Source organism: Streptomyces hyaluromycini, from assembly GCF_002217755.1.
Classification (GTDB): Bacteria; Actinomycetota; Actinomycetes; order Streptomycetales; family Streptomycetaceae; genus Streptomyces; species Streptomyces hyaluromycini.
Genome location: NZ_BCFL01000037.1, coordinates 1 through 24,573 on the forward strand (window position 1 = coordinate 1; position 24,573 = coordinate 24,573).

Consider the following 24,573-nt stretch of genomic DNA (forward strand, 5'->3'; position numbering starts at 1 on the left):
TTTCGCGTTCACCGCGCACCTGATCGAGGCCGGCATCGACGCCTCGATCGGCACCGTCGGCGACGCCCTGGACAACGCGCTCATGGAATCCCAGATCGGCCTCTACAAAACGGAGCTGATCAAGCCCCGCAAGCCCTGGCACGGCCTCGCCGACGTCGAACTCGCCACCGCCGAATGGGTCGACTGGTTCAACAACCAACGGCTCCACAGCGCGACCGGCGACATCCCGCCCCACGAGTACGAGACCAACCACTACGCTCAACACCAGCCCCAACCGGCGGCTGGAGTCAACGCATAGAGCCTCCACCGATCCCGGAGCGGTTCAGTGAGGTTTGGGCAGAGCTGCTGGTCGCGGGGCCTCGGCCGACTCTTGCTTCCTGGTGAAGCGGCCGGCGTCGACCGGTGAGGATGGTGAGGCGATATCTGAATCTGGATCTGACTGCTCGTCCGTGACGACTACACCAGAAGGCGGGCCAGCGACCAGACAGCTCGCAGTTTCCCCTTGCTGGTTCTACCGTGACACCGGGACCATTCAGCCGGCGGCGATCCCTGATTGTTTCCCAGCGCGGACTGCCCACGTGCCACCATGACCTGGTGAACTACGACTTGACCCGCCTGGGGTCCCGGGAGTTCGAGCATCTGTCCCAGACGCTGGTCAAGTGTGTTCTAGGACCAGGGGTTTCGGTTGTCCTGTGACAGCGGAGTTGGACCGATTGCCACCGAAGTTGGACCAGTGGCCTTTTGTGACAGTGAAGATGGATCGCCGCAGGTCGAGAGGGCCAGCCAGCATCACCTCGACCAGGTCGGCGCTGCACCGGTCAACGCCGGGCTGGCGTAACAGAACCGGCAGCACTGGCGGCCCACACCATTCCACAGCGTCCAGCTACCCGAACAGCCCTACTGGGCGCACGAGCTCGCCCTGGGCAACCCGTCCGCCCACACCCGGGAGTCCGGCGCCGTTCCTCTGCTTCCGCGAGTTACCGACGTTTTCCCGACGGGCCTTTACTGGCCATGACTACAAGATCGCTGCTGGACCGGCCTTCGCGGCCGGGCGCCGGCGTCGTGGTGCCGGGCTGCGAAGAGGGGTCAGGGGTTGTGCGAGCGGGTCATCGGGAGCTGCAGGAGCTGGGCGACGGCCTTGCTCGGCTCTCCGACCGGGGCGAACTCCACGGGCTGCTGGAGCTGGTAGACGTCGCCCTGCGGGGGGAAGACGGTGAGGTTGTCGTTCAGGGTGGTCATGGTCTTGGTGTTGGACAGGACCAGCGGGCCACTGCCGCCGCCCGGGGGCTTCTCGATGGTGAGGGTGAAGTCGTGGAACAGGGTGTTCTTGAACTTCGGGGGCATGTTGCCGAGGACTTCGAGCAGGCTGAGCGGGGTGGTGTCGATGTCGGCCTGCGAGAGGGTCACGCGCCCGAGGGTCGGGTGGTCGGCGCTGTACTCCTCGCCGATGATCTTCAACTTCACGCCGCCGAGGCCGCCGGCGATGTTGGCCTCGGCCCGGACCCTGATGCCGCCCCTGAAGTCCAGGCTGACCAGGCCGAGCGCATCGAACTTCATCGGCACGTCGACCGCATAGCTGGAGCAGGGAATCTCCAGGCCGATCGGGGGGAGCAGACCGTCGAGGGGCACCATCAGAACGCCTCCACATCGCAGGGCAGCCCGCGCGAAGCGACGCGGACATGCAGTCTGTAGCTGACGTGCTGCAGGCTACTGATCACCGGGCGGCTGAACGGGCTGCCCGGGCCGTATGGCCCCGTAATGATGAAACGGCGCTGGTCGGAGCGTGTCCGGTTGCCGTCGCTCGGGGGGTGACCGCGTCGGGCGGCCACGGGCCGGTCCCCTCTGGCGGTCCGGCCGGATCCGGTGCCAATGAGCCGCCTCAGGGTTCGGAAGCAGGTTGTCACTTCACCGAAGGTTGACCGTGCAGGTCAACCTGGTGATGAGCGGCTTCGGCGCGAGGTGGTAGGTAAGCGCCCCCGAGGCGGACGCCCTTCCTGATCCGGGCCACGCAGAGGGCTGGTCCTCTTGACCTGCGGCTATCCATCTTCACTGTCACAAGCGACGGTTGGTCCAACTTCGGTGGCAATCGGTTCAGCTTTCCTGTCACAGGACATCGGTCTTCGGTGACGGCAAGGACGCGGGGGCCGCGAAGCAACGTTCGAGGGAACCGTGCCCTACTCGTACGAGGGGGAGCAATGGCACGGTTACGGGGTCGTCCAGGCGAAGTTCAAGCAGCGTTCCGAGGGCGTCTCCTCGGGTACGGAATGGCTTGAGCGGCAGATCAAGGCGGAGTTCAACGAATGGCTGCGGCCCGATTGACCCCCGTCCACCACCGTCGGGGCCCTGCGGCTCGACAGTCACAGGCGCGCCCTCCATACCCACCGGGTCCCCCGTTGCTGAGCCACTCATGCAGGGCCCCTCACCCGGGGCGACCGCTGGGGATGGCGAGTTCACGGCCACGGTAAAAGCCTTCCCGCTCCTCCACGACGTACGGGGCCATGGCGGCCCGCCGCCGCGTCTCCGACTCGGAGGCCCGCCAGGAGTCGCACGCCTCGTTGGAGTCCCAGAAGGACACCCCGGTGATCTCCTGTCCGTCCTCGGACCAGTACGCGAAGGCACGGCGCATACCCTGCGGACGGGTGGCCGGCCGCCACGCCTTCTCGAAGTCATCGAGGGTGCCCGGCCGAATGCGGCGCGTCGACACCCAGACGAAGTGTTCATCCATCCCATCCTCCTCCGCTACGTCGGCCCGGCTTGTCGGCGCCCATGCGACCACCGTAGGTCCGCAGCACCGATTGCGCCTGAGCGGCGATCGCGGTGATACGGAGAATCCCCCTGTGGTGTCGGCAGGAGCTGAATCGCGACCCGGTGTGCCCTGTGCTGCTCCGTGCGCGGCAGACGTCCCCCGGCACGGAAGGCGGGACATGATGGACGTAAATTAGTATTCCGTGAGGAGGAGTGCAAAATGGTCGAATCCGGCCCTGGCGGTACCGGCGGTGTGGCGGGCGGCAAATCGCGGTTCGATGACATCTACGACCGTCCGGACCCCCGCGCGTACTTCCAGCGGCTGGCCCCGCTTGAGTACGAGATCCCGCATCATGCCCAGCCGGCCTTCCGGCAGGTGGCAACCGACCGGGCCGCCCTCGACGACGGCCACCCCGGCAGGCTGGCGATGCTGGACGTGTGCTGCTCGTACGGGATCAATGCCGCGCTGCTCAACCACGACGTCACGCTGGCAGAGATGTACAAGCGGTACACCTCCCCTGCTTGCCAGACGATGTCGAGGTCAGAACTCGCCGCATGGGACAAGGAGTTCTATGCCGAGCGACGCCGACCGGACGCAGTACCTGTCTTCGGCCTGGACGTGGCGGCACCCGCCGTGCAGTACGCACTCGAGGTGGGACTGCTGGACGCCGCCTTCACTGATGACCTGGAACAGAGTCCACCCAGCCCTGGTCTGAGACGCGCGCTCGCCGAGGTCGGCCTCATCACGCTGACAGGCGGCGGCAGCTATATCACCGCCCGGACATTCACGGCACTGCTGGACAGTGTCAGGAGGCCGGTGTGGGTCAGCGCGTTCGTTCTGCGGACCGTGCCGTACCACCCGATCGTCCGGGTACTGGCCGTGCACGGTCTGAGCACCGCCGTCGATGTCTGCCACACCTATCCGCAGCGTCTCTTCACCGACGAGCGAGAACAGCGGTATGCGATCGAGGCGGTACGGGCGCTGGGAGGCGACCCCGCGGGGCGCGAGAAGGACGGTCGTTTCCACAGCCTGCGCTACGAGTCCCGGCCCGATACGCGGTGACAGTCAGGCGACCGAGCAGAGGCTCACTGCGCGCAGCCGACGTCCAGTACTTCGATCACCTCTCCGTGGACCGTGTAGACGAGCCAGCACCACTCACCGAACGCTGCCGCCAGGTCCGGGGCCTGCATCTTCGCGTCCTCGGTGACCGCGTCGATGAGCGCCATGATCTCCGCGTGCATCTCGTCCGGCACGTCGAAGAGCACGCTGGCGGCGGCTTGGACCAGTTCGACTCGCATGACGCCCCCACAGACGGGCAAGCAGGACACCAGGTCAAGCGGCGTACACCGCTCGGCTCGATGACCGAATAAAACTCGATGACCGAATAAAATCCCTCACGACCACCATAAATCCACTGCTTGCCGCGCAAGGCGGCGCCCGCTGGTACGACCTGGGTGCCGACGGAACGAGCGGTCGGCCCCGGTGCGGCGTCAGCGGATGCCGGTGCGCGCGTGCCCGCCCCGGCGCCTGCCGTGCTCGGTCGAGGCCCGGACGAGAAGGCTCTCCGCCTGTGCCACGGCGTCTGCGGCATTGCGTAGTCCTATGAGGACGCAGAGTGTGTAGGCGACGTCGTCGAGCCAGCGGTAGCTGAGCGAGCTCAGCGGATCCCGCAGCAGACCGTTACGCGCGAAGCGCAGCGGCAGCGGTCCTGACGCGGGGCAACAGCATGCGGTCGCACCTCGTGCAGGGTCGCACTGACCTCCTCCGCCTCGGCACGATGGGCAGCAGGGTCTGATACTCGAAACGGTCGGCGCGGCGGGTGGTTCGACGCAGAACACCTTCACGCTCCCGCTCCTTGTACTCCCCGCTGATGCGCAGCTCCCGCTCGCTCATCTCGATGTCGTCCCGCCTGATCCCGGGCAATTCCGCCTCGAGCACATACGCGTCGTCGGTCTCTGGCATGTCCGCCGCAGGAGACCAGGCCAGTGCGGCGGCAGGTACGGCGGCGGCGCCCTGCAGCAGCCGGTTCATGCGCTCGACCAGCTCCTCGAACTCGGCGGCGATCGGTCTCACCCCGGCCGAAGCCGGCGAAGGACCTGTCCAGCAGGCTGCTGGGCCGGTGCCGTACGGGCGACGTCATCACGGTTCACCTCCGGAGAGTGGGCCATACGGGTCGCCCTCCACGGTGCGCTGCGCGTCTCCGCAGAACCGGGCGACTCGACCCCGTTCACACCGTCCTCATCACCGGCAACGCCCAGGCGCCCCATGAACGCGGGCTCGCTGCGCGCCAGGACACGCTGGAGCTGCACCCGCAACTCCGTGTACTGCACACCCGTGCCATATCGCTGTGCTGCCACGGCAGAACCAACGAATTGCGCCTGGGGAGCGAAGTGCGCCGGACGGGTAGAGCCGCGCACGCGCTGCAACAGACATGCAGGACCACAACTCTGGTCGGACACTGGGGGCAAAGCAGTGGCTGACGGCGTACGAACCCAGGGCGCGATGGCTATGGACCACGGCACCACACACTCCTCCGGTGCGACGGATGCCGTCTCCACACGCTCCGTGTTCGGCGCGCCGTGCTGGGTGAGTCTGAGCAGCCGCGACCTCGACGCCACGCAGGACTTCTACGGGGCCGTACTGGGCTGGCGGTGGCGCACCGCCAGACTCGGCGACCGTTTCCGGACCGCACTGGCGGACGGGGTACCCGTCGCGGGGGTCGCGGAGATGGCCACCACGTGGCAGATGGCCGTGGCCTGGACGCCGTACTTCGCCGTGGCGAACGCGGACGAGGCGGTCGCCCGCTTCCGGGAGCGCGGCGGGACCGTGGCAGTGGGGCCGATCTCCTTCCCTCCCGGAAGGGCGGCGCTGCTCGCGGACCGCGACGGGGCCCGCTTCGGGGTGTGGCAGGGGAAACTCGTCACCGAGTGGGAGGCGTGGCGGCAGGCAGCGTCGACGTTCATCACCCTGCACACCCGTGACGCCTTCGACACGGCCATCTTCTACGGCGAGGCCCTCGACTGGGCCTCGGACCTGCCCGGCTGCTGCGAGGTCGAGTACGCGGGAGGCGAAGTACTGCTGCGCAGCCGGGGCGCCGTCGTGGCCCGCATCGAGTCAGGCTCGGTGGAGACGCCACCCGACCCGTCGGTCCGGCCGCACTGGCAGGTCCACTTCACCGTTGCCGACGTGGGACCGTGCGTCCATGCCGCTGGGAAATGCGGCGGCAGTGTCTTGGCGGAGGGCCGGCGGGAGGCCACACTGCGCGACCCCGACGGCGCCCAGTTCACCGTGACCTCGCGTCGGCAGTACTGACAAGGCGGAGCCACCGGATCAAGGGCCTCCCAGTGACGGGGTACAAGGTCGTGATCGGCATGACCAGCGAAGCGGACATGGCCCGTAACGTCACCGATGACCAGCTCGCCGAGTTCGTCCAGCGGGTATGACCGTCATCCGACCCGCACCGAGCTCACCACCCGCCACCTGCACGGTCGTATCACCCACCAGGGCGAGAAGGCACACCGATCCTGGCCAGTCGGCAGTGGCACGTCGAGCGCACACACAACACCGGGCTATGGGCTCCTCCCGAGCACAGCATCCGGGCCGACTCCGGCTCCCCGGCACGGAGTTCACTGTCTCGTCGGGACGTCGTCCGCCCGCTCGCCCTCCGCTTGAGACGGTTCGGTCCTGGGCACGTCCGGGTGCTGCTCCATGGCGCTGCGCTCGCCCGGCTCGTCGCGCTCCCCTCGGCCTGCGACGGGGTACGCGCGTACAGCCAGCGCTCGTAGTCCGAGGCTCCGGATTGCATGATGGGCCTCCTCCTTCGCTCGCTAACCCCATGGTCCACCCACGGCCGTGACGCGGCGAGAGAAGTGTGAGCAACGGGGCAATTACCTGCTCACCATCATCGCCGCTCGCTACGTGGGTGGCGACGAGGAAGCGTGAACAGCGGGCGTGGACATGCATTCTGGTCACGTCGTTGGACCGAGGACCGTCAGCTGTCTCTGCAACGTTGCAGAGAGCCGCTTGACCAGCGCGTTCGGCGCACAGCTTCAGTGTGCCCAGGAGACTGCTCGTCGGGTGATCCGACCCGGCCGCGTCCGGCCCTCAACCCCGCGGGGGCCAAGAAAGACAACGCCCGCGCGCCATACAGCAGCCTCCCGAACGAAGATGGAAAGGAGGAGCGGAGCAATGGCACAGATGCTCGCACACGGTGACCACTTGGTCGTGCACCTGACATGGCGGGAAAAGGCAGCCGCGCGCCGCGGCGACGTGCGCGTGCCGCTGACGGCGGTGTGCCGGGTGACGGTCGAACCCGACTGGTGGCGCGCCCTGCGCGGAGTCCCGCAGCGCAGCGTCTGGATTCCAGGGGTCCGGTGCATCGGCACGCGCAGCCACCACGCCGGGCTGGACTTCGTGGCCATCCAGTCCGGCAGACCCGTCGTGTGCGTCGAGCTCCGGCCCTCCGCTCCTTTCCACCTCCTTGCCGTGTCCCTTCCAACCCGTGCGGACGCGAGGACCACAGCTCAATGGCTCGGCCGAACCGCACCGAAGATCGACACGTCCACGCCTTGGCGGCAGCCGCTTCCGGTACCCGAGGAGAACTCCGCCCCCGCGACGTCGGACAACCCGCCAACACCCCCTCTCAGAGGAGGTATGTGACGTGATGTCACGTTTGTTATCGCTGGAATGTGTGGCACAGGCGTATCGAGGCTGATCGGGGAGTCCTGTCGTGCTGGAGTATTCCTCGTGAGCGACCGCCAGCCCTACAAGAGCGACTTATCCGACGAGCGGTGGGCCCTGATCGAGCCCGTCATCGCCTCCTGGAAGGCTCAGCATCCCTCCGTCAGCGGCCACCAGGGCGCCTACGAGATGCGGGAGATCGTCAACGCCCTGCTCTATCAGTCCCGTACCGGCTGCCAGCCGACCCGAGCCTGGTGGTGCTCGCGACGCGGCGGTGCTCCGGACCGCGACGGAGGCGGATCAGCTCCTGCGCCTTCGCCCGCCGGGCCCGCGCGACGGGCCGCTCTGTAAGGCGCCCGCGGCTTGGCAGGCACCGCCGGCTCACCGCCACCGGCGACCGCAGAGTCATTCATCGTCGATCATCAGGAACCTACGATCCCGCCAGGCATCCACCGAGCGCCGGCCGCCCGACACCAAGGTTCCAGCACCCTCGTCGCCGACGGAGGCGATCGACGAACCTCCATTGGCGTATAGAGCCGAAAGAGCATCCGTCAGCCCTGGGAGCCCTCTGGGACTTTTCTGGGACTTCCGGCCCCATCAACCGGCACGAACATGAAACAGCTGAAAGGTCGTTCGCGCAGGTCAGCGACCATCAGCCGCTCATCGTGGCAGGTCACCGCGTTCGCTGGTCTCTTCCGCGACATCGCCGAGCGAATGGTGCAGAAGCTGATCGAGGCCGAGGCGAGCGCCCACATCGGCGCGGAGTGGAACGAGCACACGCCGACGCGGACCAACATCCGCAACGGGCACCGAGAGAAGGTGCTGACCACGCTGGCCGGCGACCTGGACCTGGAGATCCCCAAGGTCCGCACCGGCAGCTTCTTCCCCAGCCTGCTGGAGCGACGGCGCCGCATCGACCAGGCCCTCTACGCCGTCATCATGGAGGCATACGTGCACGGGGTCTCCACCCGCAGTGTCGATGACCTGGTCAAAGCCCTCGGCGGGGACAGCGGCATCTCGAAGTCGGAGGTCTCGCGGATCTGCCAGGCGCTGGACGAGCCGCTGACCGCGTTCCGCACCCGACCGCTGGATCACGTCCGCTTCCCCTACGTCTACCTGGACGCGACCTACTGCAAGGCGCGCGTGAACCACCAGATCGTCTCGCGGGCCGTCGTAGTCGCCACCGGCATCACCGAGGGCGGAGGCCGCGATGTCCTGGGCCTGATGGTCGGAGACAGCGAGAGCGAGTTGTTCTGGAAGGAGTTCCTGCGCTCGCTGCGAGAGCGCGGCCTGTCCGGGGTCCGCCTGGTCGTCACCGACCAGCACGCCGGGCTGGTTGCCGCGGTCCGCAAGGTGATGCTCGGCGCCGCCTGGCAGCGGTGCAGGGTTCATTTCCTGCGGAACATCTTCAGCGTGATCGACCGGGATTCCGGTGAAATGGTCGCCGCGACGATCCGCACGATCTTCACCCAGCCCACCGCCGGCCTCGTGCGCACTCAGCTGGACACCGTCGCCGACATGCTCGGCACCCAGTTCCCCAAGTTCAAAGCGATGCTGTTGGAGGCGAAGGAGGATCTGACCGCGTTCGCGGACTTCCCGCCCAGGCACTGGAAGAAGATCCAGTCCACGAACCCGCTGGAGCGAGTGAACCGGGAGATCAAGCGCAGGATCGACGTCGTCCAGGTCTTCCCCCAACGACGACGCGCTCATCCGGCTGGTCACCGCCGTGCTCTTCGAGATGCACGACGAATGGATCACCTTCCCCCGCCGCCACCTCCCCGAAGGCAGCATGGGCGAGATCTACCGCGAACTCCCCGACAGCACCCCCGCGCTACCCAACACCCCGAACACGCCCTCCAGTTGATCCCCAACACCACGACAAGGGACACGACCTGCGGCAGGCAGACCGCGGACCCGCGGTTCGAGTCCTGCAGAGCAAGCGATGAAACGACTTCACAGTGCACTGCGCATAGAATCTGGAATTCTTCCCGAGGCCACGTGACCTCACGGAAAAGGTCAAAGGGAAGGCGCCGGGTGAACCGATCTCGTCCGAGGCAGAGTTGTGCGAACGGCATGGCGTGGCACGGGAGACTGCTCGCCGAGCGGTCCGCATCCCGCGGGAACGGGGGCTGATTGAGACCCGGTGCGGCAAGGGGTCGTTTGTAGCGGGACACGCGGGCCAGAACGAGTAGTAATGCCTGTTCAGGCGGCATGCGGCGCAGCTAGGGGGTCTGAGTGCCGGCTCACTGATGGGCTCCCCACCCATCAAGTTGAAGTGACGGCGCCAGCGTGTGGGACGACGACAGGAGGGATGGCAGCGGCAACCGCTGCGGTTCCTACCGGAGCCCGCGGCAGACACCCAGAGTAATTGTCAAGTCTCTTGGAGTAGCGGGAACTTCATTACACCTGACCAAACGGCGCGCCTTGCCTGACATTTACCCTTATAGACAATTCAACAAGATTGCTCCACTTGATCCGACATTCGACGTGAGTCAGCATGGAAGCGGACCGTATGTGAGCAACCCGAAAGAGCGGGACCAAGTGCGAGGAGAGCCACTGGGAGTGGCTCAACCCCCCGTGCACGATGGCCATGACGGGCTAGATACGACCCCCAAGTATCAAGCGAGGCACTCGGCACGGCAGTCGCCCCGAGCCTCCAGCCGCAGCCACATCGGGCATAAGCCACAACCAGCGGCCATGCGCGGTCGTTGTTGGCGATTTCTGTCCTCCATTGGAGGTGTGTCATGAATAGAAGAATGACATTCGCGCTTGCCGTGCCAGCTGCGGTGCTCGCCTTCCCCGTGGCTGGACCTGCACATGCGCCTGCGCTCGTTCACCATACCCAGGCTCTGCGGACTGTGGGAAGCAAAGTCAACATTGCCCCCGCCAATTCGCAAGAATTTAGATGTCCCGCCACGACGGCAGGGGGCGCAGCATGGGACTCGTGCACGGCGATCGATGTCGGCCGGGGAGAGACCCTGTCCGTGCAAATCAACCTTTCCTCGGACGTCCAGAGCGCGGACTTCCAAATCCTCCGTGGGAACCTGCAGCCGTTGATCGTCAAGGGGGTAAGTGCCTTTGATTTGCAGCCTACGGTCATTGGAAAGAACTACGCCAAAACTGACGTACGCGTGCCCGTCTTCGTGAAAAGCCATAATGCAGCAACTCCCGTCACGCACCCGATCGTCACGGGCTGGTTCGACGTCAGGTAGCCCCTTCCAATCCGGACGGGGACCGTCACCGAAGCTGCGGATTTGGTCAGCCCGTGACCAGCGGATTCCGTACGGGACTGCTTTGGGACCACGCTGGGGGTCAAGGGCGCCGGCCGAAGCAGCGGACATCTATGCCTGACCTCTACTGATCTTTTCGTAAGTTCAGTGGGGGTGGTGGCGGTGTGGGTGAGAGGCTGTCGGGGTGGCATATCAACCTTCCCCTTCGGTTGCCGGCTCCTCCCTTCCTCCCTTGTCGCGGCCTCAGTTGGCGGAGGCGCGTCGTGTTCGGGCAGTCGAGTTGTTCGAGGGCGGCGTCTCGAATGCGGAGATCGCGAGGGCGGTGGGGGTGTGTGCCGAGAGTGTGCGGCGGTGGCGGCGGGTGTGGGAGCAAGACGGTGCTTCGGGCCTGCGGAGGCGGGCAGCCACCGGACGCCCGCCGAAGCTGGACGACAGCCAGGTCGAGATGGTCCGGGCCGCGTTGGAGAAGGGTGCCCAGGTTCATGGTTTCGAGGCCGACCTGTGGACCCTGGAACGCGTCGGCGTGGTCGTCACCCGGGCAACGGGGGTGGTGTTGTCGAGGGCGTCGGTGTGGCGGCTGCTGACGGGCCGGCTCGGATGGAGCCTGCAACGGCCTGAGCGGCGGGCGGTCGAGCGGGACGAGTCGGAGATCGCCCGCTGGATCGCGCACGAGTGGCCGCGCATCAAAAAGGGGCCGTGAACACATGTGCCTGGATCGTCTTCCTCGACGAATCAGGCGTCTCCCTGCTTCCTCAGATCCGCCGCACCTACTCGCCCCGAGGGCGGACTCCGCTCCTGCGGCACCGCCTGAACTGGAAGCGCGCGTCGATGGCCGGAGCCTTGGGCTACCACTCCACCGACCGCGATCGCGGGGCCCGCCTGTGCTTCCACCTCAAGCCCGGCAGCTACGTCACCGCCGGACTCATCGAGGTCCTGGAGCAGATGAAGGTGTCCTACCGCGGCGAGCGGGTGGTCCTGGTCTGGGACGGCCTGTCCGCCCACTGGAGCCGAGCAATGCGGGCCTGGGCCACCGAACAGGACTGGGTCACCCTGGAGCGATTACCCGCCTACGCTCCCGAGCTGAACCCGGTGGAACTGCTGTGGTCCTCACTCAAGAAACGCGAACTTGCCAACCTCGCCGGCGACCACCTCGCCGATGTCGCCGACGCCACCGAGCAAGGCATCCACCGCATCAATGCCAACCCCCGACTGCCATGGTCATTCCTCGCCCATACCGGCCTGACCATCCACCCACCACCCCCACCGAACTTACGAAAAGATCAGTAGTGTGATGCGCCAGAAATCCTGAGGGTTAAGTAGTCCCAGAGCCTAACCTCGACCTTTCATGAGGCCCGTCAGCTTGCTGACGGGCCCTTTGTGGTGAGTGTTAGTGGGGATTTTCGGAGTCTGGGCAGGCTGATGGCCCGGTCGTCGCGTCGGGTCTGCGCCGGGTTCCACGGCTCCGGTCGGGGTGGTGCTGCTCGCAAGGACGGGAACGTGCTGGTCAGCCGGGGTTCGGGAGGGCGTGGAGCCGGTCCAGGGCTTCGGTGATCACGCCGGTCCAAGGCCAGTGCCCGGCGAGGCGGAGGTAGCAGCGCCGGCCGGTGGTGACGAGCTGGGCGGCGGTGGAGAACAGCCGAAGCCGCAGGCGGCGGGGCTCCCACAGGCGGGCGGGGCCGGTCAGGGCGAGCAGCGGCATCCAGGCCAGCAGGTCGAGGGCGATCTGGACGATCTCCAGCCAGATCTGGTTCTGCGCGGCGTCGTGGAGGGGGAGGTTGCGCAGGCCGGTGGCGCGGGCGGCGCGGATGCGGTCCTCGGCACGGGCTCGCTGCCGGTGGCGTAGTTCGAGGGTGGCGATCGCCTCGTCCGCTGTGTTGGTGGCGAAGCAGGTCAACCGCATGCCGTCGGCGTCGGTGAAGCGCAACTGGGCGCCGGGGTGCGGGCGTTCCTTGCGGACGATCAGCCGCAGTCCCTTGGGCCAGCCGGTCAGGCAGTTGCCGGCGAGTTCGGCGACCCAGGCGCCGTCGCGGATGTCGCCGTCGGGTTCGACGGCCGGTGTCCAGGCCGAGGCCGGGACCTTCAGGACGGCCTGGTGGATGGCGTCGGTGATGGTCATGCCGACCGAGTACGACAGCCACCTGCCGCGCTGGGCGAGCCAGGCGATGAACTCGTAGGTGCCGCCGCCGGAGTCGGTGCGGATCAGCGTCTGACGGCCGCGCCGCAACCGTTTCGGCAGCTGGGCCAGGGCCAGCCTGGTGGCCTCGATGTGGTCGGCGGCGGTGTTGGAGCCCGCGTTGCCGGGCCGCAGCAGGCCCACGACCGGCTCGCCGGACCCGCCGCGGCCGTGGTCGACGAACCCCATCAGCGGGTGGTGCCCGAACGTCTTCTTCCAGGTCGCAGTGGCGTCCTGCTTCTCGGAGTGCGCCAGGACGAGGACGCCGTCGATGTCCACGATCACCTGCCCGCCCGCGTCCGGCGCCGTGTCACCGGCCAACCGCCATACGTGTTCGCGTACTTCAGCACGGGCGGTGCGCAGCACAGCCAGGACCTGCTGTCCGCCCCACGCCAGCTTGCTGATCAGCCGGGAGACCGTGGGATCGGAGGCCACCGGCCCGAACACGGCCGGCTCGGCCCTCAACATGCCCACATCGGCCAGGCAGTCCCCGCCCAGTGCCACCGCGAGCGCGACATCCAGCAGGATCTTGCCCGGATCGTGCACCGTCCGCGGTTTGCGCCACGGCACGAGCGCCGCTGATATCGCCGCATCCAGACCGGACTTGCGGACCGTCTCGACCAGCAGCATCGCACCGGCCTGCGAGGCGGCCCCACCGCTCCCGCCCTGGACGCGGACACGCGGATAGGACCCGATACGCTTTTCCACCTGGAAAGTGCCTCCGCCGGTGGCGGGAACAAGGACCTCAGCAATCCTCATTCTCGCTGGCCAGAGGCACTTTCTGCTTTCTTGATCACCAGCCGGACAGCTGGCCTCATGAAAGCGCGATGTTAGCTACGACTTGGGGGGGGTGCACTTCCACGGCTCCGCGATTGTGCCGTCTGGCTCCCGACCATACCGCCGAAGCCGGCCGCTTTCCGTGCTGCAGTCCTCTTCCTCTGGCACCCCATCTGTACTTTTGGCCGTCTGCAGCAATTTGGCCGCTTCACGAGCCGCGTGGTGATCTCCCGCCTTAGCTCCTACGTCCAGCCACGCGATGGCCTCTGGAAGGCGTCCTGCACCGCTGAGCGCGTACGCTCCATACCGGATGGCGAGCCCATCACCGGATTCAGCGGCAAGTCTATAGAGGTGAATTGCTACACGTAGGTAACCCCTCTGCCAGGCAGAATAGCCTGGTGTGAAGAGGTAAGCGCGATTGCCATGCTCGATGAGAGCGGTCCATAGTTCCGTAGGGGGATTTTTATTGCGGCGTTGCCAGCGAACGTGCTGGTCAACGTACTTGGCGACGCTGTAATGAGGCTCGTTGTAGCGAGAATGATCAAGATGTGGGCTACGCCTGAGGAAGCCGTCAGTGAAATGGAGGTCCAGGTCCTGCTCCACCCAGCGCTCCGAGAGCTCACTGAGTTCGCGGGCAGGGAGATAACTTGGCGCCGCCATCTCCAGTACGGCACGAGAGATAGGGCAACTGTGGCCCATGCGATGGGCGTCCACCACCGTCTCGACCAGTGCCGTCTTGGATGCGCTCGCCTTATGGTAGCGCTCCACCTCTTTCTTGTACGGCCCTAACTTCTCCCAGAGATCGTCGACCTGGCCTTCCACTGCATCTGCGTTTTCGTGCGCCCTTCGGGCCAGCACGATCGCAATAGCCTTCACGTTGCCCAATTGCTTCGGAATGGCGTCTTGCGTCAAGATCTCTCTGATAACGTCACGCGCAGGTGCTCCAGGGAACTCTAGTTTCTCGTCCGCGTCTGCGGCAGCCTTAGCCTCTTCGGCAATTTTATCCAGAGTCGGGAATTTTTCATTCTTTCCTCCAGAGCGCTCGTAAAGATCGAAGAGGAAATCCTTCAGATCCTTCAGCGGCCCCGGTGCCACGTTTGCACGTTGCAGCGGTCGTGGCCGACTGGCGCCGCCAGCCCCCTCATCACTACTCATCCCAGCATGATTGCAGCTCTGCCGGGCGGTAGCTGCCGAATGTGCGCATATCCCGGGGGCTGCCGTCTGGGGTCGGGACTCGTCGGGACTCGTCGGGGACTTCCACGGCGTCCCCAAGATGGTCACAGGGCCGAATCGACTCGGCTCTGCGACCACCTTCGATACCTGGAGGGCCCATGTCCCACAAGCAGTTGACAGCGGCCGAGATCGTTTCCGCATGTACGGCCAGCCACTCCCCGCTGGCGGCCCCCGCCGGCGGCCAGCTGCTGATCTTCGCCACTGACGGTGAGGGTTCTCACGGCCAGACGCCCCCTCAACAGGTGGCCGAATGCGGGGAAATCCGGCTGGCCACCGACAAGCGGTACAAGCGGCTGAGTCTGGCTTGCGCCATCGTCAGCGGTATCTGCACCGGTGCTGCTCGAGCGGCAGTCAACTGGCTGCTCACTCAGTGAGCGTTTTCAGCGTTGCCTCTCCAGGGTGAGGACGGAGACGCCCTGGCGTTCGCAGACTCGGATGATCTTGTGGTTCTGGGCGGCGGTCAGATCGTGGGTGCGGAGCCCGCACCCGGGGCACCGGGTGCGGGCTCCGCACCAAGGTGCGTCAGCCTGCTTTGAGGAGAAGGTCCTTCAATTCGCTCAGGCTGTCGATCCGGTAGCTTGCCCGGGAAAGGTCGTTCGCCCTCGTGAACTCGTTATGGACAACGACGCAGTCGACACCGGCCGCCACAGCCGAGGTCAGTCCTCTGGCTGAATCCTCCACGACCAGGGCCTCTTCCCTGGTGGCGCCGAAGCGTTTCAGTCCGGCCAGGTACGGTCCTGGGTGCGGCTTGGCGAGTTCGTAGTCCTCGCGAACAATGACGAACTCCATGAACTGCCTGATCTGGCGCTTTTCATGGATGATGTCGAAGTCGGCCCGTTTCGCGGTCGTCACGATGGCCATGCGGACGTACGCCGACAGCTCGGTGAGGACGTCGACGACGCCGTCGATCTCGATGGCCTCGGTCCGCAGGTACTCCTGGTAGTAGCCGTTGCGGGCCGCGCGAACCCGGCTGAGGGTCCGGTCGTTGATGCCAGCTGCTTTGGCTTGGGCCCAAGAGCCCGATCCCCGGGTCATGTCGCGGAGGTACTGATCCTTGTCCAGCGTGAAACCGGCCTCCGCCAGGGCGCGTTCCGCGGATTTGAAATACCAGAACTCTGTGTCGACCAGGACGCCATCATGATCGAAGAGTATGTACTTCTTCACGGCCTCATTCCTTTCCGGCGGCCGCGGCGGCCAGTCGCGCCGCCGTGGATCGTACCGTCGGCACCCATAGGTGAGCGTTCTCAGTGTGGCTACGGGTCGGATGACAACGGCCAGGTGGGGGGTGCCGCAACGAGTAGGGCTCCCGTGCCGTTGAGGGAGGTGTTCGACGTCTCAACTCAGCAGCACGGGAGCCCTGTTGGTTCCATATCCTGCCGCACTCGACCTCCCTCACGCCCTGGTCGAGTGGGTCACGATGCTCCTGGTCACCCGTGAGTGTGACCGGCGGTGCAAGCTTCCGCCGCACCGACGCGCACTCGTCGCACTCGTGTACCTACGCCGCCACGACACCCTCGCCAGGATTGCCGCGGCCTTCGGCATATCCGTCGGTACCGCCCACGCCTACGTCACCACCGTCACCGACCTGCTTGCCGAGCGGGCCCCGGGCCTGCTGAAGACCCTGCGCGAGTACGACCCCGACTTCGTTCTCCTCGACGGAACGCTCGCCGAGTGCGACCGCGTCGGCGACAGCCGCGCCGACTACTCCGCCAAGCACCGCCGGCACGGCGTAAACGTCCAGGTCGTCACCGATCCCGACGGTGCAGTGCTGTGGATCTCGCCCACGCTACCTGGCCGCACGCACGACCTGACCGCCGCCCGCACCCACAAGATCATCCGGATCTGCGAACGCCAGGGCGTCCCCGTCCTCGCCGACCGCGCCTACACCGGCGCCGGCACGCACGTCACCACCGGCATCAAACGACCACCCGGCAGAGAACTCACCCCCACCCATCGCACCGTCAACCGTGCCCTCGCCCAGGCCAGGGCCCCAGTCGAGCGCGGCATGGCACGGCTGAAGTCATGGCAGATCTTCCGTAGATCGCGCGTCAGCCCCAATCGTATGACCGTCATCGCCAAAGCCGTCCTCACCCTGGAGAAGCAACGCTGAAAACGCTCAGTAAGCAGGTCGATCGGCGCCGTTTTAGCCCGGATCGTGCACCGTCCGCGGCTTGCGCCACGGCACGAGCGCCGCTGATATCGCCGCATCCAGACCGGACTTGCGGACCGTCTCGACCAGCAGCATCGCACCGGCCTGCGAGGCGGCCCCACCGCTCCCGCCCTGGACGCGGACACGCGGATAGGACCCGATACGCTTTTCCACCTGGAAAGTGCCTCCGCCGGTGGCGGGAACAAGGACCTCAGCAATCCTCATTCTCGCTGGCCAGAGGCACTTTCTGCTTTCTTGATCACCAGCCGGACAGCTCGCCTCATGAAAGTGCGAGGCTAAGAACTCCTAACAAAATGAGATGAAGGCTGGCCTCAGGTCGGGCGAGGATCGCTCGGTACTCGCCGACGAAAGGGCAGCTATGGGAGACAGTCCCCCGAGAAAGCTCATCTCGCTCGCTGATGACGAGGGCAACAGCGTCTCGGTCAACGTTCTGGGACGTAGCCCCGGATGGACCGCCGGGCTCGACGCGGAGATCGTCGTCAAGACGCCCTTCGTGTCCGGCCGTGTCGATCTGGCGCTGTACGTCGCGAGGTTGGAGAGCTGGGCCGACGCACTGGACCACCTTGACGCCGGCGAAGACGTGGCCTGGATGGAGATGAGCAGTGGGCCCTCCATCTTCATCCAGCTCACGGGTGAGCGTGACTGCCCTGAGGTGGTCGTGGAGGACGAGTCCGGGTCCATGGTGACCGTGCGGGTCCCGCTCGTCCCTCCGGACGACTGGATTGCTGATCATCGCCAGCGTCTGCGCCAGGTGATGGATCACTGGGTTCCGATGCTGTCAGGGTAGGGAGACAAGTCGCCGCCAGCAGATGAGGGCGCATCCGAGGGTCAGGAAGGCTTCGTGGATGTCGTCGCGGATCTCCCAGCGAATCCGCAGGCGGCGAAACCAGTGCAGGTGGGCGAATGCACGCTCCACGACCCAACGTTGGGTACCCAGTCCTGAGCCGTGCTCGGTGCCGCGTCGGGCGATCACCGGTTTCACGCCGAGGGCCCAGACGAGGCGGCGGTACTTGTCGTGGTCGTAACCACGGTCACCGAGCACGATGTCCGGGCGGCGCCGGGGTCGGCCGCGCTTCCCCCGCACCGGTGGAACGGCTTCCAGCAGCGGAATGAGCTGCGTGACGTCGTTGCGATTGCCGCCGGTCAGGGTGACGGCGAGCGGGATGCCGGTGGCGTCGGTGATCAGGTGGTGCTTGCTGCCCGTCCTGCCCCGGTCAACGGGGCTTCGTCCGGTCCTGGAGCCCCCTTTAACGCGCGGACATGGGAGCCGTCGACGGCCGCCCGGGAGAAGTCCAGGGCGTTCGCGCTGCGGAGCTTGGCGAGGAGGACCTCGTGCAGTCGGGGCCACACTCCGACCTCGGTCCACTCGGCCAGGCGGCGCCAGCAGGTCATGCCCGAGCCGAAGCCGAGTTCCTGCGGCAGGTGTTCCCAGGCGATCCCGGTGTGCAGGACGAACAGAATGCCCTGAAACACCAACCGGTCCGGGTGCCGCTTGCGCCCGGGCTGCTGGGTCCGACGCTCAACCTTGGGCAGCAGCGGCTCGATCACTGCCCACAACTCGTCGCCGACTTCCCATGGCTTCGGCCGCGCCACCTCGCACCCCCGGATCGTCGGCTCTGGAGTGATCCAACCACCTCGAAGATCATTTCGTTAGGAGTTCTAAGTTCCCGGGTGGCCGTGGTCCCCGCCGACGCGGGGGCCCGCCGACTCCCTGCCCGGGAGCGAAGCCGATCCGGTGGTGCTCGCGACGCGGCGGTGCTCCGGACCGCGACGGAGGCGGATCAGCTCCTGCGCCTTCGCCCGCCGGGCCCGCGCGACGGGCCGCTCTGTAAGGCGCCCGCGGCTTGGCAGGCACCGCCGGCTCACCGCCACCGGCGACCGCAGAGTCATTCATCGTCGATCATCAGGAACCTACGATCCCGCCAGGCATCCACCGAGCGCCGGCCGCCCGACACCAAGGTTCCAGCACCCTCGTCGCCGACGGAGGCGATCGACGAACCTCCATTGGCGTATAGAGCCGAAAGAGCATCCGTCAGCCCTGGGAGCCCTCTGGGACTTTTCTGGGACTTCCGGCCCCATCAACCGGCACGAACATGAAACAGCTGACAGGTCGTTCGCGCAGGTCAGCGACCATCAGCCGCTCATCGTGGCAGGTCACCGCGTTCGCTGGTCTCTTCCGCGACAACTGACCATGGCAGAGCTACCTGTTTCAGAACGCCCCATCCGCGACAGTCACTCAGCGCGCCATGGGCAGAGATACCTTTCGTGTCTCCGCGGCCCATAGCGGGACTACTCCTTGGGGAGAATCTGGGGAGTACCACCGCTACCGGGGGGCGTGTGGGGAGGATCGGCTACATAACGCGGCACGGACCTGATGGACGCTGAAAGATCCATCTACGCAGGCCAGAGACACAATGGACCAAGTTTCCGCAGGTCAGGAGCGCTTGGTGGACGACTTCACGACGTACGTGCCGAGGTCGTCGGCCTCGACGACTGCGGGCACGGAACCACCGGCCCTCAGGGGTTCGATGTAGCGGGTTGCAGCGACCTCTCTCATCATCTTCCAGGGCTCCAGCGGTGTTTTGCCTTACTTTCCACGACCGTGCGGCTCCTGCTTCGAGCCTCCGGCATGAAGAGAGCATAGTGACCAGGCGCGACCGGCGACCGCGGCGGCATCGGCGCCCCTGCGGCTACGGCGGATCAGAAGTGGGGACACACACCGTACGGCTGGGTGTCGGAGTGGGCGTCGAGTCCGGGATAGGGGTGATGCTCCTCCGGCCTGCCCGACGGCCGTGAGGACACCTAGGTCTTTTTCGGTGCTGCCGGCACGCACAGCCAGGCGAGGCCCGCGGCGGCCAGGTAGGCGAGCGCGCCGACGGCCATGCTGGTGCGCAGCCCGGTGGTGTAGTCGGTGGCGGTGGCGAGCAGGCTGCCGCCGAGCGCGACGCCGGTGGCGCTGCCGATCTGGCGGGTGGTGTTGAACAGGGCGGAGGCGGCACCCGAGTACGCCACAGGCGCGGCACCCATCACGGTGGCGGTCGAACCGGTGAGGGCGAAGGAGGTACCGAACCCCGCGGCCATCATCGGGGCCACCAGTACCGGATAGGCGGCGGCTCCCGCCGCGGCCCACCCGGCCAGCCCCAGGGCGGCAAGGAGCATGCCGGAGACCACCAGCGGACGATCGCCGGTGCGGCGGGCCAGCCGCCCGGACAGGACCGAGGCGAACATGGTCATCGCCACCGCCGGGAACAGCGCCAGCCCGGTGCCGAGGGCACTGAAGCCGCGCTGGTGCTGGAATTCCAGGCTGGCGGTGAACACCATGCCGTAGAAGCCGAAGTTGAACAGCAGGCCGACGACGGCTCCACCGCTCATAGCACGGGACCGCAGCAGGCTCGGCGGAAGGACGGGAGAGCGGGCCAGCCGCTCGCGCACCGCGAACGCCGCGGCGGCCAGCACGGCCAGGCCCACCCCGGCGAGAACAGCCGGATCGGACCAGCCCCGGCGTCCGGCCTCGTTGAGCGCCGCGGTCAGCAGCGTCGCGGCCGCCACCACCGCGCACTGCGCCGGCCAGTCCAGTGCCCGGTCGGTGCGCCGGGGCGAGCGCGCCACATGCCGCAGCGTCAGCACCAGGCAGGCCACCCCGACGGGCAGGTTGACGAGGAACACCCAGCGCCAGCCCAGCGTGGTGACGAGCAGCCCGCCCAGCAGCGGACCGGCGGCGGCCGCGATGCCCGCCATCGAACCCCACAGTCCGAAGGCCCGCGAGCGTGCGGCCGGCGCCGGGTAGGCCTGCTGGAGCAGGGCCAGGGAACCGGGCACGATCAGAGCCGCACCGAGCCCCTCCGCCAGCCGGGCCGCAACCAGGAACGGGGCGCTCACCGCGAGCGCGCACGCGGCCGAGGACAGCGTGAACACCGCCACGCCCGCGCAGAAGACCCGGCGGTTGCCCACCCGGTCCCCCAGCGCGCCACCGGTCAGCAGGAACCCGGCGAAGACCAGGGTGTACCCGTCGGTGATCCACTGGATGCCGGTGAGCGAGGCCGACAGCTCCCGGCCGATCACCGGCACGGCGACGTTGATGGCCGTCACGTCCAGGATCACCATGAAATACCCGGCGCACACCGCCAGCAGCGGCGCCCAGGACCGTCGCCCGGACTCCGGAGCCGACTCGGGAGAGGACACCGGCCCACCACCGCCGGCCGGCTCCGCGAACGCCACGGCACCAACTCCGTCCCATTCAACGACATATGAAATATGACGTATGGCATCAGAAGCCACAAAATAGTGGCGTCATGCTCCTGGACGGACCCGGCACGCGGTACGGGTACGGTTTCAGGCCAGGGGATTCGGCAACGGCAGATAGCGCGCGTCGGCGCCGTCCGCCCCGGTCCAGCGCAGCAGCAGGTTCGTCTTGCCCGGCAGGGTCGGGGAGGCCAGCAGGTCGGTCACCTCCGGGAGTGGATGGCGGGCCAGCTCCCGCCGTGCCGCGGGCCACGGATCGAACCCGGGGTGGCGCTCGGCGAGCGCGGCGGCCACCTCGGTCAGGTGGTTGACGACCAGGCAGTACACCAGCCGCTCCCACCCGGCGGCCCGCTCCACGTCGGCCAGCAGCTTGACCCCTTCGGCGTCCCGGTACAGCGCCTGCACCGGCGTACCGTCGGCGTCGACGGCGACCAGGGTGTTCTGCAGATGCGCTTCGAGGACGACGCCGTGCTCGGCGAAGGCGGTGAGAGCCGGGGGTACGACCGCCCGCAGATACGCCTCCCACCAGGTACCGGGGTCCGTCGCGGCGGCCAGCGGGTCGCCGTCGAAGCCCTCCACCAGGCCGGCGGCGAGCAGCGGGGTGGCCCCCGGCAGCAGCGCCCCGCGCAGCCCGTCCCTGACCAGCACGGCGAGCTCCTCGAAGGCGAAGCGGGCCGTGCGGTAGCCGCGGTCGCCGAGCCAGCCGGCGGGCCCGTCCATCGCCGTGAACGCGGCGGTCGCGGCCTCGTTCGTACGGCGCAGTCTGCGCAGGTCGTGCGCCCAGAGGCGGCGGATGTCGTTGGTGATCCGGACGTCCAGGCTGAACTTCAGGAAGAGATCCCGCTCCGGCTCGTACACCGTGCGGATCGCGGCCGTCGGCCAGGCGGTGAAGCCGGTCTCGCCGAGGCGCAGCAGCCGCCCGTCCGCGAAGGCCGGGGCGAGGTCGCGGGCGACCAGGTCCAGCTGCCAGGGGTGGGCGGGCAGCAGCCGGTAGCCCCGCGGTACGGCGGCCGAGGCGTCCAGTGCGTCCAGCGCGGCCGTGTCGCCCTCCTCCACCACCTGGTCCTCGCGGACCGCGAGCAGCACCAGCGGGAACCGGGCGTACGCCTCGGGGGCGTACGGCAACCAGGCGGCGACCGGGCCGCCGCCGCGCGCCTTGGGGGCGGGGTGGTAGGGATGGCCGGTGATGAGGGACTGCTCCGAACGCAGATACGGGTCGTCGGGCGCCGTCGCCCGGGCGCGTGCCGTGAGCAGCGCGGCGACCGCGTCCCGGCTGTCGATCATCTCGGTCGGCAGGTCGCCGTTGGACAGCCCGGTGTGCCCGCGCAGCTCCTCGGCGACGAGTTTCACCAGCTCGGCGTGGCCGATGCGGTGCCAGCTGCCGTCCGCGTACACCTCGGGCGCGGCCGGCCGGCGTTCGCCGCGCACCCGCAGCAGCCGGCCGCCGCCGGGCAGCCGGTAGACCCGCGGCCGCCCTTCCCCGGCGTCCGGGAGCGGCTGGGCCACCTCCCGCAGCAGGCAGTTGAGCAGGGGCGCGGCAGCGTACGCGTCGGCGCGTTCGCCGACGGCGTCGCTGGGGGGCATGAGGTCCACGCGTTCCATTCGTTTCGTTCTGTGCGTCTCGTTCTCTGCGTCTCGTTCTCTGCGTCCACAGAGTCCGATCGTGATCAGTATGTCGGTCGTCTCCGGTCATCATGACTGTCGTACCCGTCCCCGAGGAGCCCTCCCGTGCACCGTCCCTCCCCCATCGAGACCCGGCTCGCCGCGGAGCTGGCCGAGGCGCGGCCGGACCTCGTCGACCGGTACGCGGCCGAGCTGCCCGGTGCGCGGGCGGCGGTGCTGACCCGGCTGTGGCGGGCGCTGGCCCACGAGCCGCTGCCGTGGGTGGCGCGCCGGGTGCGCGGGGCGCACAGCCTGGCCCTGTGGCTGGCCGACGGACGGGCGCTGCACGGCCCGCGGGCGGATCCGTACGCCACCGACGCGTATGTGACCGCCGTACGTCTGGACGGCGTGGCGTACGACGATCCGGCGCGGCTGATGACGGATCTGGGGTGGCCGCACTCCGACGGGTTCGCGGTCGAACTCGGACACAGTGCCGCGTCGTTGGCGCTCTCGCGGGCCGACCGGGAGCTTCCCCCGAAGGAGTGGCCGGGCCAGGACTGGGAGTGGGAGCAGCGGGTCGTCGACGGGCACCCCTTCCATCCCAACTGCCGTTCCCGGCCAGGTTTCTCGGCGGCGGAGCAGCTCGCGTACGGGCCGGAGCACCGGCCGGTCGTAGGCCTGGAGACGGTCCCGGTCGCGGCCGGCGACTGCCTGCTGACCGGCGACTGGCCGGACGAACTCCGGGACGGCGAGCGGCTGTTGGTCCCCGTGCACCCGTGGCAGAGCGCCCATGTCCTGAAGGGCGGCTCCGCCGGGCACTGGCGGGACGCGCATCCCCTGATGTCCCTGCGCACGCTCGCGCTCCCCGGCGGATCCCATGTGAAGACCGCGCTCAGTGCCCGGCTGACCTCGTCCGTGCGGGACATCTCGGCGTACTCGGTCGGTGCGGCGGCGACGTTGTCGTCGTTCGCGACGGACCTGGCCTCCCGCACGGACGGCCTCCTGCACGTCACCCGCACCCTGGGCGCGATGACCGCGGGCTCCCCCGATCTGGCGGCGCTGCTGCGCGAGTCGCCGCAGGTGTACGCGGCGCCCGGCGAGCGAGTCCTCCCGGTGGCCGCGCTGACCACCACCGCCCTCCCCGAATCGCCTTCCTGGCTGGCCGAGTTCACCCGGCTCGCCCTGACGGTGGGGCTGCGGCTGCTGGACCTGGGCGTGGCCCTGGAGGCGCACGGCCAGAACCTCCTCGTCGTCCTCTCCGGGACCGGGGCACCCCTCCGGCTGGTCTACCGCGACCTGGCCGACATCCGCCTCAGCCCCGCCCGCCTCAGCCGGCACGGCATCACCCCGCCCGACCTGACGGGACGCCTGGTCACGGACGACGAAACGACTCTGCGCCGCAAGCTGTTCGGCTCTCTGGTCGGGGGCGCGCTGGCGGGCACGGCGGGTTCCGGACCGGCCCTGGCGACGGCCCTGGAGGCGGCCGTACGGCACCTGCCCGTCACCCCCGACCTGGCGGCCCTTCTCGAAGGCCCGCTGCCGGCCAAGGCGTTGACCCTGATGCGGCTGTCGCCGGAGGTCCCCGGGGACCAGTGGGCGGCCCTGCCGAACCCGCTCGCCGACACCCGGTGAACTCCGCGGTCCGCTCACCGGTACCCGCCCGGTGGTCGCACCGGCCGCCCGCCGCCCTCCGTTGGCCTGCCGGTCACTCCGGTTTCGG

23 protein-coding genes and 4 pseudogenes are annotated in these 24,573 nt (G+C 67.8%); 14 read left to right on the forward strand and 13 right to left on the reverse strand.

Going from position 1 to position 24,573, the window contains the following annotated elements; all coding sequences use genetic code 11:
- A partial coding sequence (locus SSP29_RS46680) for an integrase core domain-containing protein (protein ID WP_145969056.1) occupies nt 1-298 on the forward strand: 298 nt, incomplete at its 5' end.
- Nucleotides 299-1,086: 788 nt separating this feature from the next.
- Here the strand turns inward: SSP29_RS46680 and SSP29_RS46685 are convergent.
- Complete coding sequence (locus tag SSP29_RS46685) at nt 1,087-1,632, reverse strand: hypothetical protein (RefSeq protein WP_089107089.1); 546 nt, start codon at nt 1,630-1,632, stop codon at nt 1,087-1,089.
- 537 nt (nt 1,633-2,169) lie between these two features.
- Here SSP29_RS46685 and SSP29_RS58985 point away from each other — a divergent pair.
- Complete coding sequence (locus SSP29_RS58985) at nt 2,170-2,319, forward strand: hypothetical protein (RefSeq protein WP_167450186.1); 150 nt, start codon at nt 2,170-2,172, stop codon at nt 2,317-2,319.
- A gap of 100 nt (nt 2,320-2,419) precedes the next feature.
- On the opposite strand, the gene SSP29_RS46690 is transcribed toward SSP29_RS58985, so the two are convergent.
- A complete protein-coding gene (locus SSP29_RS46690) occupies nt 2,420-2,725 on the reverse strand; it encodes an NIPSNAP family protein (RefSeq protein ID WP_089107090.1) in 306 nt (101 codons plus the stop codon).
- Between the two features lie 240 nt (nt 2,726-2,965).
- On the opposite strand from SSP29_RS46690, the gene SSP29_RS46695 reads away from it, so the two are divergent.
- Complete coding sequence (locus SSP29_RS46695; protein ID WP_089107091.1) at nt 2,966-3,808, forward strand: hypothetical protein; 843 nt, start codon at nt 2,966-2,968, stop codon at nt 3,806-3,808.
- A gap of 23 nt (nt 3,809-3,831) precedes the next feature.
- Here SSP29_RS46695 and SSP29_RS46700 read toward each other — a convergent pair whose 3' ends face one another.
- The 3 genes from SSP29_RS46700 to SSP29_RS57850 all read right to left on the reverse strand — a co-directional run bounded on the left by SSP29_RS46700 (nt 3,832) and on the right by SSP29_RS57850 (nt 4,819).
- Nucleotides 3,832-4,044 (reverse strand): hypothetical protein, encoded by a 213-nt coding sequence (locus tag SSP29_RS46700; RefSeq protein WP_089107092.1) that lies wholly within the window; start codon nt 4,042-4,044, stop codon nt 3,832-3,834.
- A gap of 192 nt (nt 4,045-4,236) precedes the next feature.
- Nucleotides 4,237-4,542 carry a DUF5133 domain-containing protein gene (locus SSP29_RS61455; RefSeq protein ID WP_368669296.1) on the reverse strand — a complete coding sequence of 102 codons (306 nt, stop codon included), beginning with the start codon at nt 4,540-4,542 and terminating at the stop codon, nt 4,237-4,239.
- The gene (locus SSP29_RS57850; protein ID WP_245883560.1) at nt 4,427-4,819 is read right to left on the reverse strand and encodes an Hsp20/alpha crystallin family protein; all 393 of its coding nucleotides are present in this window, start codon (nt 4,817-4,819) and stop codon (nt 4,427-4,429) included. The genes SSP29_RS61455 and SSP29_RS57850 overlap by 116 nt, the downstream gene beginning before the upstream one ends.
- A 435-nt stretch (nt 4,820-5,254) precedes the next feature.
- Between SSP29_RS57850 and SSP29_RS46715 the strand changes: the two genes are divergently transcribed.
- The 7 genes and pseudogenes from SSP29_RS46715 (at nt 5,255) to SSP29_RS46740 (ending at nt 11,943) form a co-directional block, all read left to right on the forward strand.
- Entirely contained in the window at nt 5,255-6,058 is an 804-nt protein-coding gene (locus SSP29_RS46715) for a VOC family protein (protein ID WP_089107094.1), read from the forward strand.
- Nucleotides 6,059-7,492: 1,434 nt separating this feature from the next.
- Nucleotides 7,493-7,666 (forward strand): annotated as a pseudogene (locus SSP29_RS61460) (transposase); the annotation flags it as partial.
- Nucleotides 7,667-8,077: 411 nt separating this feature from the next.
- A pseudogene (locus SSP29_RS46725) lies at nt 8,078-9,290 on the forward strand (IS256 family transposase).
- A gap of 214 nt (nt 9,291-9,504) precedes the next feature.
- Complete coding sequence (locus SSP29_RS61465; RefSeq protein ID WP_368669294.1) at nt 9,505-9,618, forward strand: hypothetical protein; 114 nt, start codon at nt 9,505-9,507, stop codon at nt 9,616-9,618.
- 564 nt (nt 9,619-10,182) lie between these two features.
- Nucleotides 10,183-10,638: a hypothetical protein gene (locus SSP29_RS52750; RefSeq protein ID WP_145969058.1), complete on the forward strand. Its 456-nt coding sequence runs from the start codon at nt 10,183-10,185 to the stop codon at nt 10,636-10,638.
- A 202-nt stretch (nt 10,639-10,840) separates the two neighbouring features.
- A complete protein-coding gene (locus SSP29_RS46735) occupies nt 10,841-11,356 on the forward strand; it encodes a winged helix-turn-helix domain-containing protein (protein WP_089104154.1) in 516 nt (171 codons plus the stop codon).
- Nucleotides 11,353-11,943, forward strand: a complete 591-nt coding sequence (locus SSP29_RS46740) for a transposase (protein ID WP_089107096.1) — start codon at nt 11,353-11,355, stop codon at nt 11,941-11,943. Before SSP29_RS46735 ends, SSP29_RS46740 begins: the two co-directional genes overlap by 4 nt.
- 217 nt (nt 11,944-12,160) lie before the next feature.
- Here the strand turns inward: SSP29_RS46740 and SSP29_RS46745 are convergent, their stop codons facing one another.
- Both SSP29_RS46745 and SSP29_RS52755 read right to left on the reverse strand, forming a co-directional pair.
- Nucleotides 12,161-13,537 carry an IS1380 family transposase gene (locus SSP29_RS46745; protein ID WP_089107097.1) on the reverse strand — a complete coding sequence of 459 codons (1,377 nt, stop codon included), beginning with the start codon at nt 13,535-13,537 and terminating at the stop codon, nt 12,161-12,163.
- A gap of 126 nt (nt 13,538-13,663) precedes the next feature.
- Nucleotides 13,664-14,761: an SEL1-like repeat protein gene (locus SSP29_RS52755; RefSeq protein ID WP_145969059.1), complete on the reverse strand. Its 1,098-nt coding sequence runs from the start codon at nt 14,759-14,761 to the stop codon at nt 13,664-13,666.
- A gap of 176 nt (nt 14,762-14,937) precedes the next feature.
- Here SSP29_RS52755 and SSP29_RS46755 point away from each other — a divergent pair, with 176 nt between their 5' ends.
- Nucleotides 14,938-15,213: a hypothetical protein gene (locus tag SSP29_RS46755; protein WP_089107099.1), complete on the forward strand. Its 276-nt coding sequence runs from the start codon at nt 14,938-14,940 to the stop codon at nt 15,211-15,213.
- 148 nt (nt 15,214-15,361) lie between these two features.
- Here the strand turns inward: SSP29_RS46755 and SSP29_RS46760 are convergent, their stop codons facing one another.
- Nucleotides 15,362-16,003 (reverse strand): HAD family hydrolase, encoded by a 642-nt coding sequence (locus tag SSP29_RS46760; RefSeq protein ID WP_089107100.1) that lies wholly within the window; start codon nt 16,001-16,003, stop codon nt 15,362-15,364.
- 196 nt (nt 16,004-16,199) lie between these two features.
- Between SSP29_RS46760 and SSP29_RS46765 the strand changes: the two genes are divergently transcribed.
- Nucleotides 16,200-16,949, forward strand: coding sequence for a transposase family protein (locus SSP29_RS46765; RefSeq protein WP_089107101.1), 750 nt, complete (start codon nt 16,200-16,202; stop codon nt 16,947-16,949).
- 36 nt (nt 16,950-16,985) lie between these two features.
- Here SSP29_RS46765 and SSP29_RS46770 read toward each other — a convergent pair.
- Nucleotides 16,986-17,162: pseudogene (locus tag SSP29_RS46770) on the reverse strand (IS1380 family transposase); the annotation flags it as partial.
- A 145-nt stretch (nt 17,163-17,307) separates the two neighbouring features.
- Between SSP29_RS46770 and SSP29_RS46775 the strand changes: the two are divergent.
- The gene (locus tag SSP29_RS46775) at nt 17,308-17,796 is read left to right on the forward strand and encodes a DUF5959 family protein (protein ID WP_089107103.1); all 489 of its coding nucleotides are present in this window, start codon (nt 17,308-17,310) and stop codon (nt 17,794-17,796) included.
- Here the strand turns inward: SSP29_RS46775 and SSP29_RS46780 are convergent.
- The 4 genes and pseudogenes from SSP29_RS46780 to SSP29_RS46790 all read right to left on the reverse strand — a co-directional run bounded on the left by SSP29_RS46780 (nt 17,788) and on the right by SSP29_RS46790 (nt 22,853).
- Nucleotides 17,788-18,602, reverse strand: a protein-coding gene (locus SSP29_RS46780) for an IS5 family transposase (protein WP_089107104.1) whose coding sequence is annotated in 2 segments (ribosomal slippage) — nt 17,788-18,257 and nt 18,257-18,602 — 816 coding nt in all. Because the reading frame shifts where the segments join, the coding sequence is not laid out codon by codon here. The two genes, SSP29_RS46775 and SSP29_RS46780, sit on opposite strands and share 9 nt — an antisense overlap.
- An 862-nt stretch (nt 18,603-19,464) precedes the next feature.
- Nucleotides 19,465-19,569: pseudogene (locus SSP29_RS61055) on the reverse strand (HipA family kinase); the annotation flags it as partial.
- 242 nt (nt 19,570-19,811) lie between these two features.
- Entirely contained in the window at nt 19,812-21,227 is a 1,416-nt protein-coding gene (locus tag SSP29_RS46785) for an MFS transporter (protein ID WP_089107105.1), read from the reverse strand.
- Between the two features lie 114 nt (nt 21,228-21,341).
- On the reverse strand, nt 21,342-22,853 hold the full coding sequence (locus SSP29_RS46790) for an IucA/IucC family protein (protein WP_089107106.1): 1,512 nt from the start codon (nt 22,851-22,853) through the stop codon (nt 21,342-21,344).
- Nucleotides 22,854-22,979: 126 nt separating this feature from the next.
- Here SSP29_RS46790 and SSP29_RS46795 point away from each other — a divergent pair, with 126 nt between their 5' ends.
- Nucleotides 22,980-24,485: an IucA/IucC family protein gene (locus SSP29_RS46795; protein WP_089107107.1), complete on the forward strand. Its 1,506-nt coding sequence runs from the start codon at nt 22,980-22,982 to the stop codon at nt 24,483-24,485.
- Nucleotides 24,486-24,573 lie beyond the last annotated feature (88 nt).

What these genes read in the sequence shown, in the direction of transcription:
- SSP29_RS46700 (WP_089107092.1), bottom strand. Translation starts at nt 4,044, where the DNA reads ATGCGAGTCGAACTGGTCCAAGCCGCCGCCAGCGTGCTCTTCGACGTG.
- SSP29_RS52755 (WP_145969059.1), bottom strand. Translation starts at nt 14,761, where the DNA reads ATGAGTAGTGATGAGGGGGCTGGCGGCGCCAGTCGGCCACGACCGCTG.
- SSP29_RS46685 (WP_089107089.1), bottom strand. Translation starts at nt 1,632, where the DNA reads ATGGTGCCCCTCGACGGTCTGCTCCCCCCGATCGGCCTGGAGATTCCC.
- SSP29_RS46775 (WP_089107103.1), top strand. Translation starts at nt 17,308, where the DNA reads ATGAAGGCTGGCCTCAGGTCGGGCGAGGATCGCTCGGTACTCGCCGAC.
- SSP29_RS52750 (WP_145969058.1), top strand. Translation starts at nt 10,183, where the DNA reads ATGACATTCGCGCTTGCCGTGCCAGCTGCGGTGCTCGCCTTCCCCGTG.
- SSP29_RS46690 (WP_089107090.1), bottom strand. Translation starts at nt 2,725, where the DNA reads ATGGATGAACACTTCGTCTGGGTGTCGACGCGCCGCATTCGGCCGGGC.
- SSP29_RS46695 (WP_089107091.1), top strand. Translation starts at nt 2,966, where the DNA reads ATGGTCGAATCCGGCCCTGGCGGTACCGGCGGTGTGGCGGGCGGCAAA.
- SSP29_RS46715 (WP_089107094.1), top strand. Translation starts at nt 5,255, where the DNA reads ATGGACCACGGCACCACACACTCCTCCGGTGCGACGGATGCCGTCTCC.
- SSP29_RS46755 (WP_089107099.1), top strand. Translation starts at nt 14,938, where the DNA reads ATGTCCCACAAGCAGTTGACAGCGGCCGAGATCGTTTCCGCATGTACG.
- SSP29_RS46790 (WP_089107106.1), bottom strand. Translation starts at nt 22,853, where the DNA reads ATGGAACGCGTGGACCTCATGCCCCCCAGCGACGCCGTCGGCGAACGC.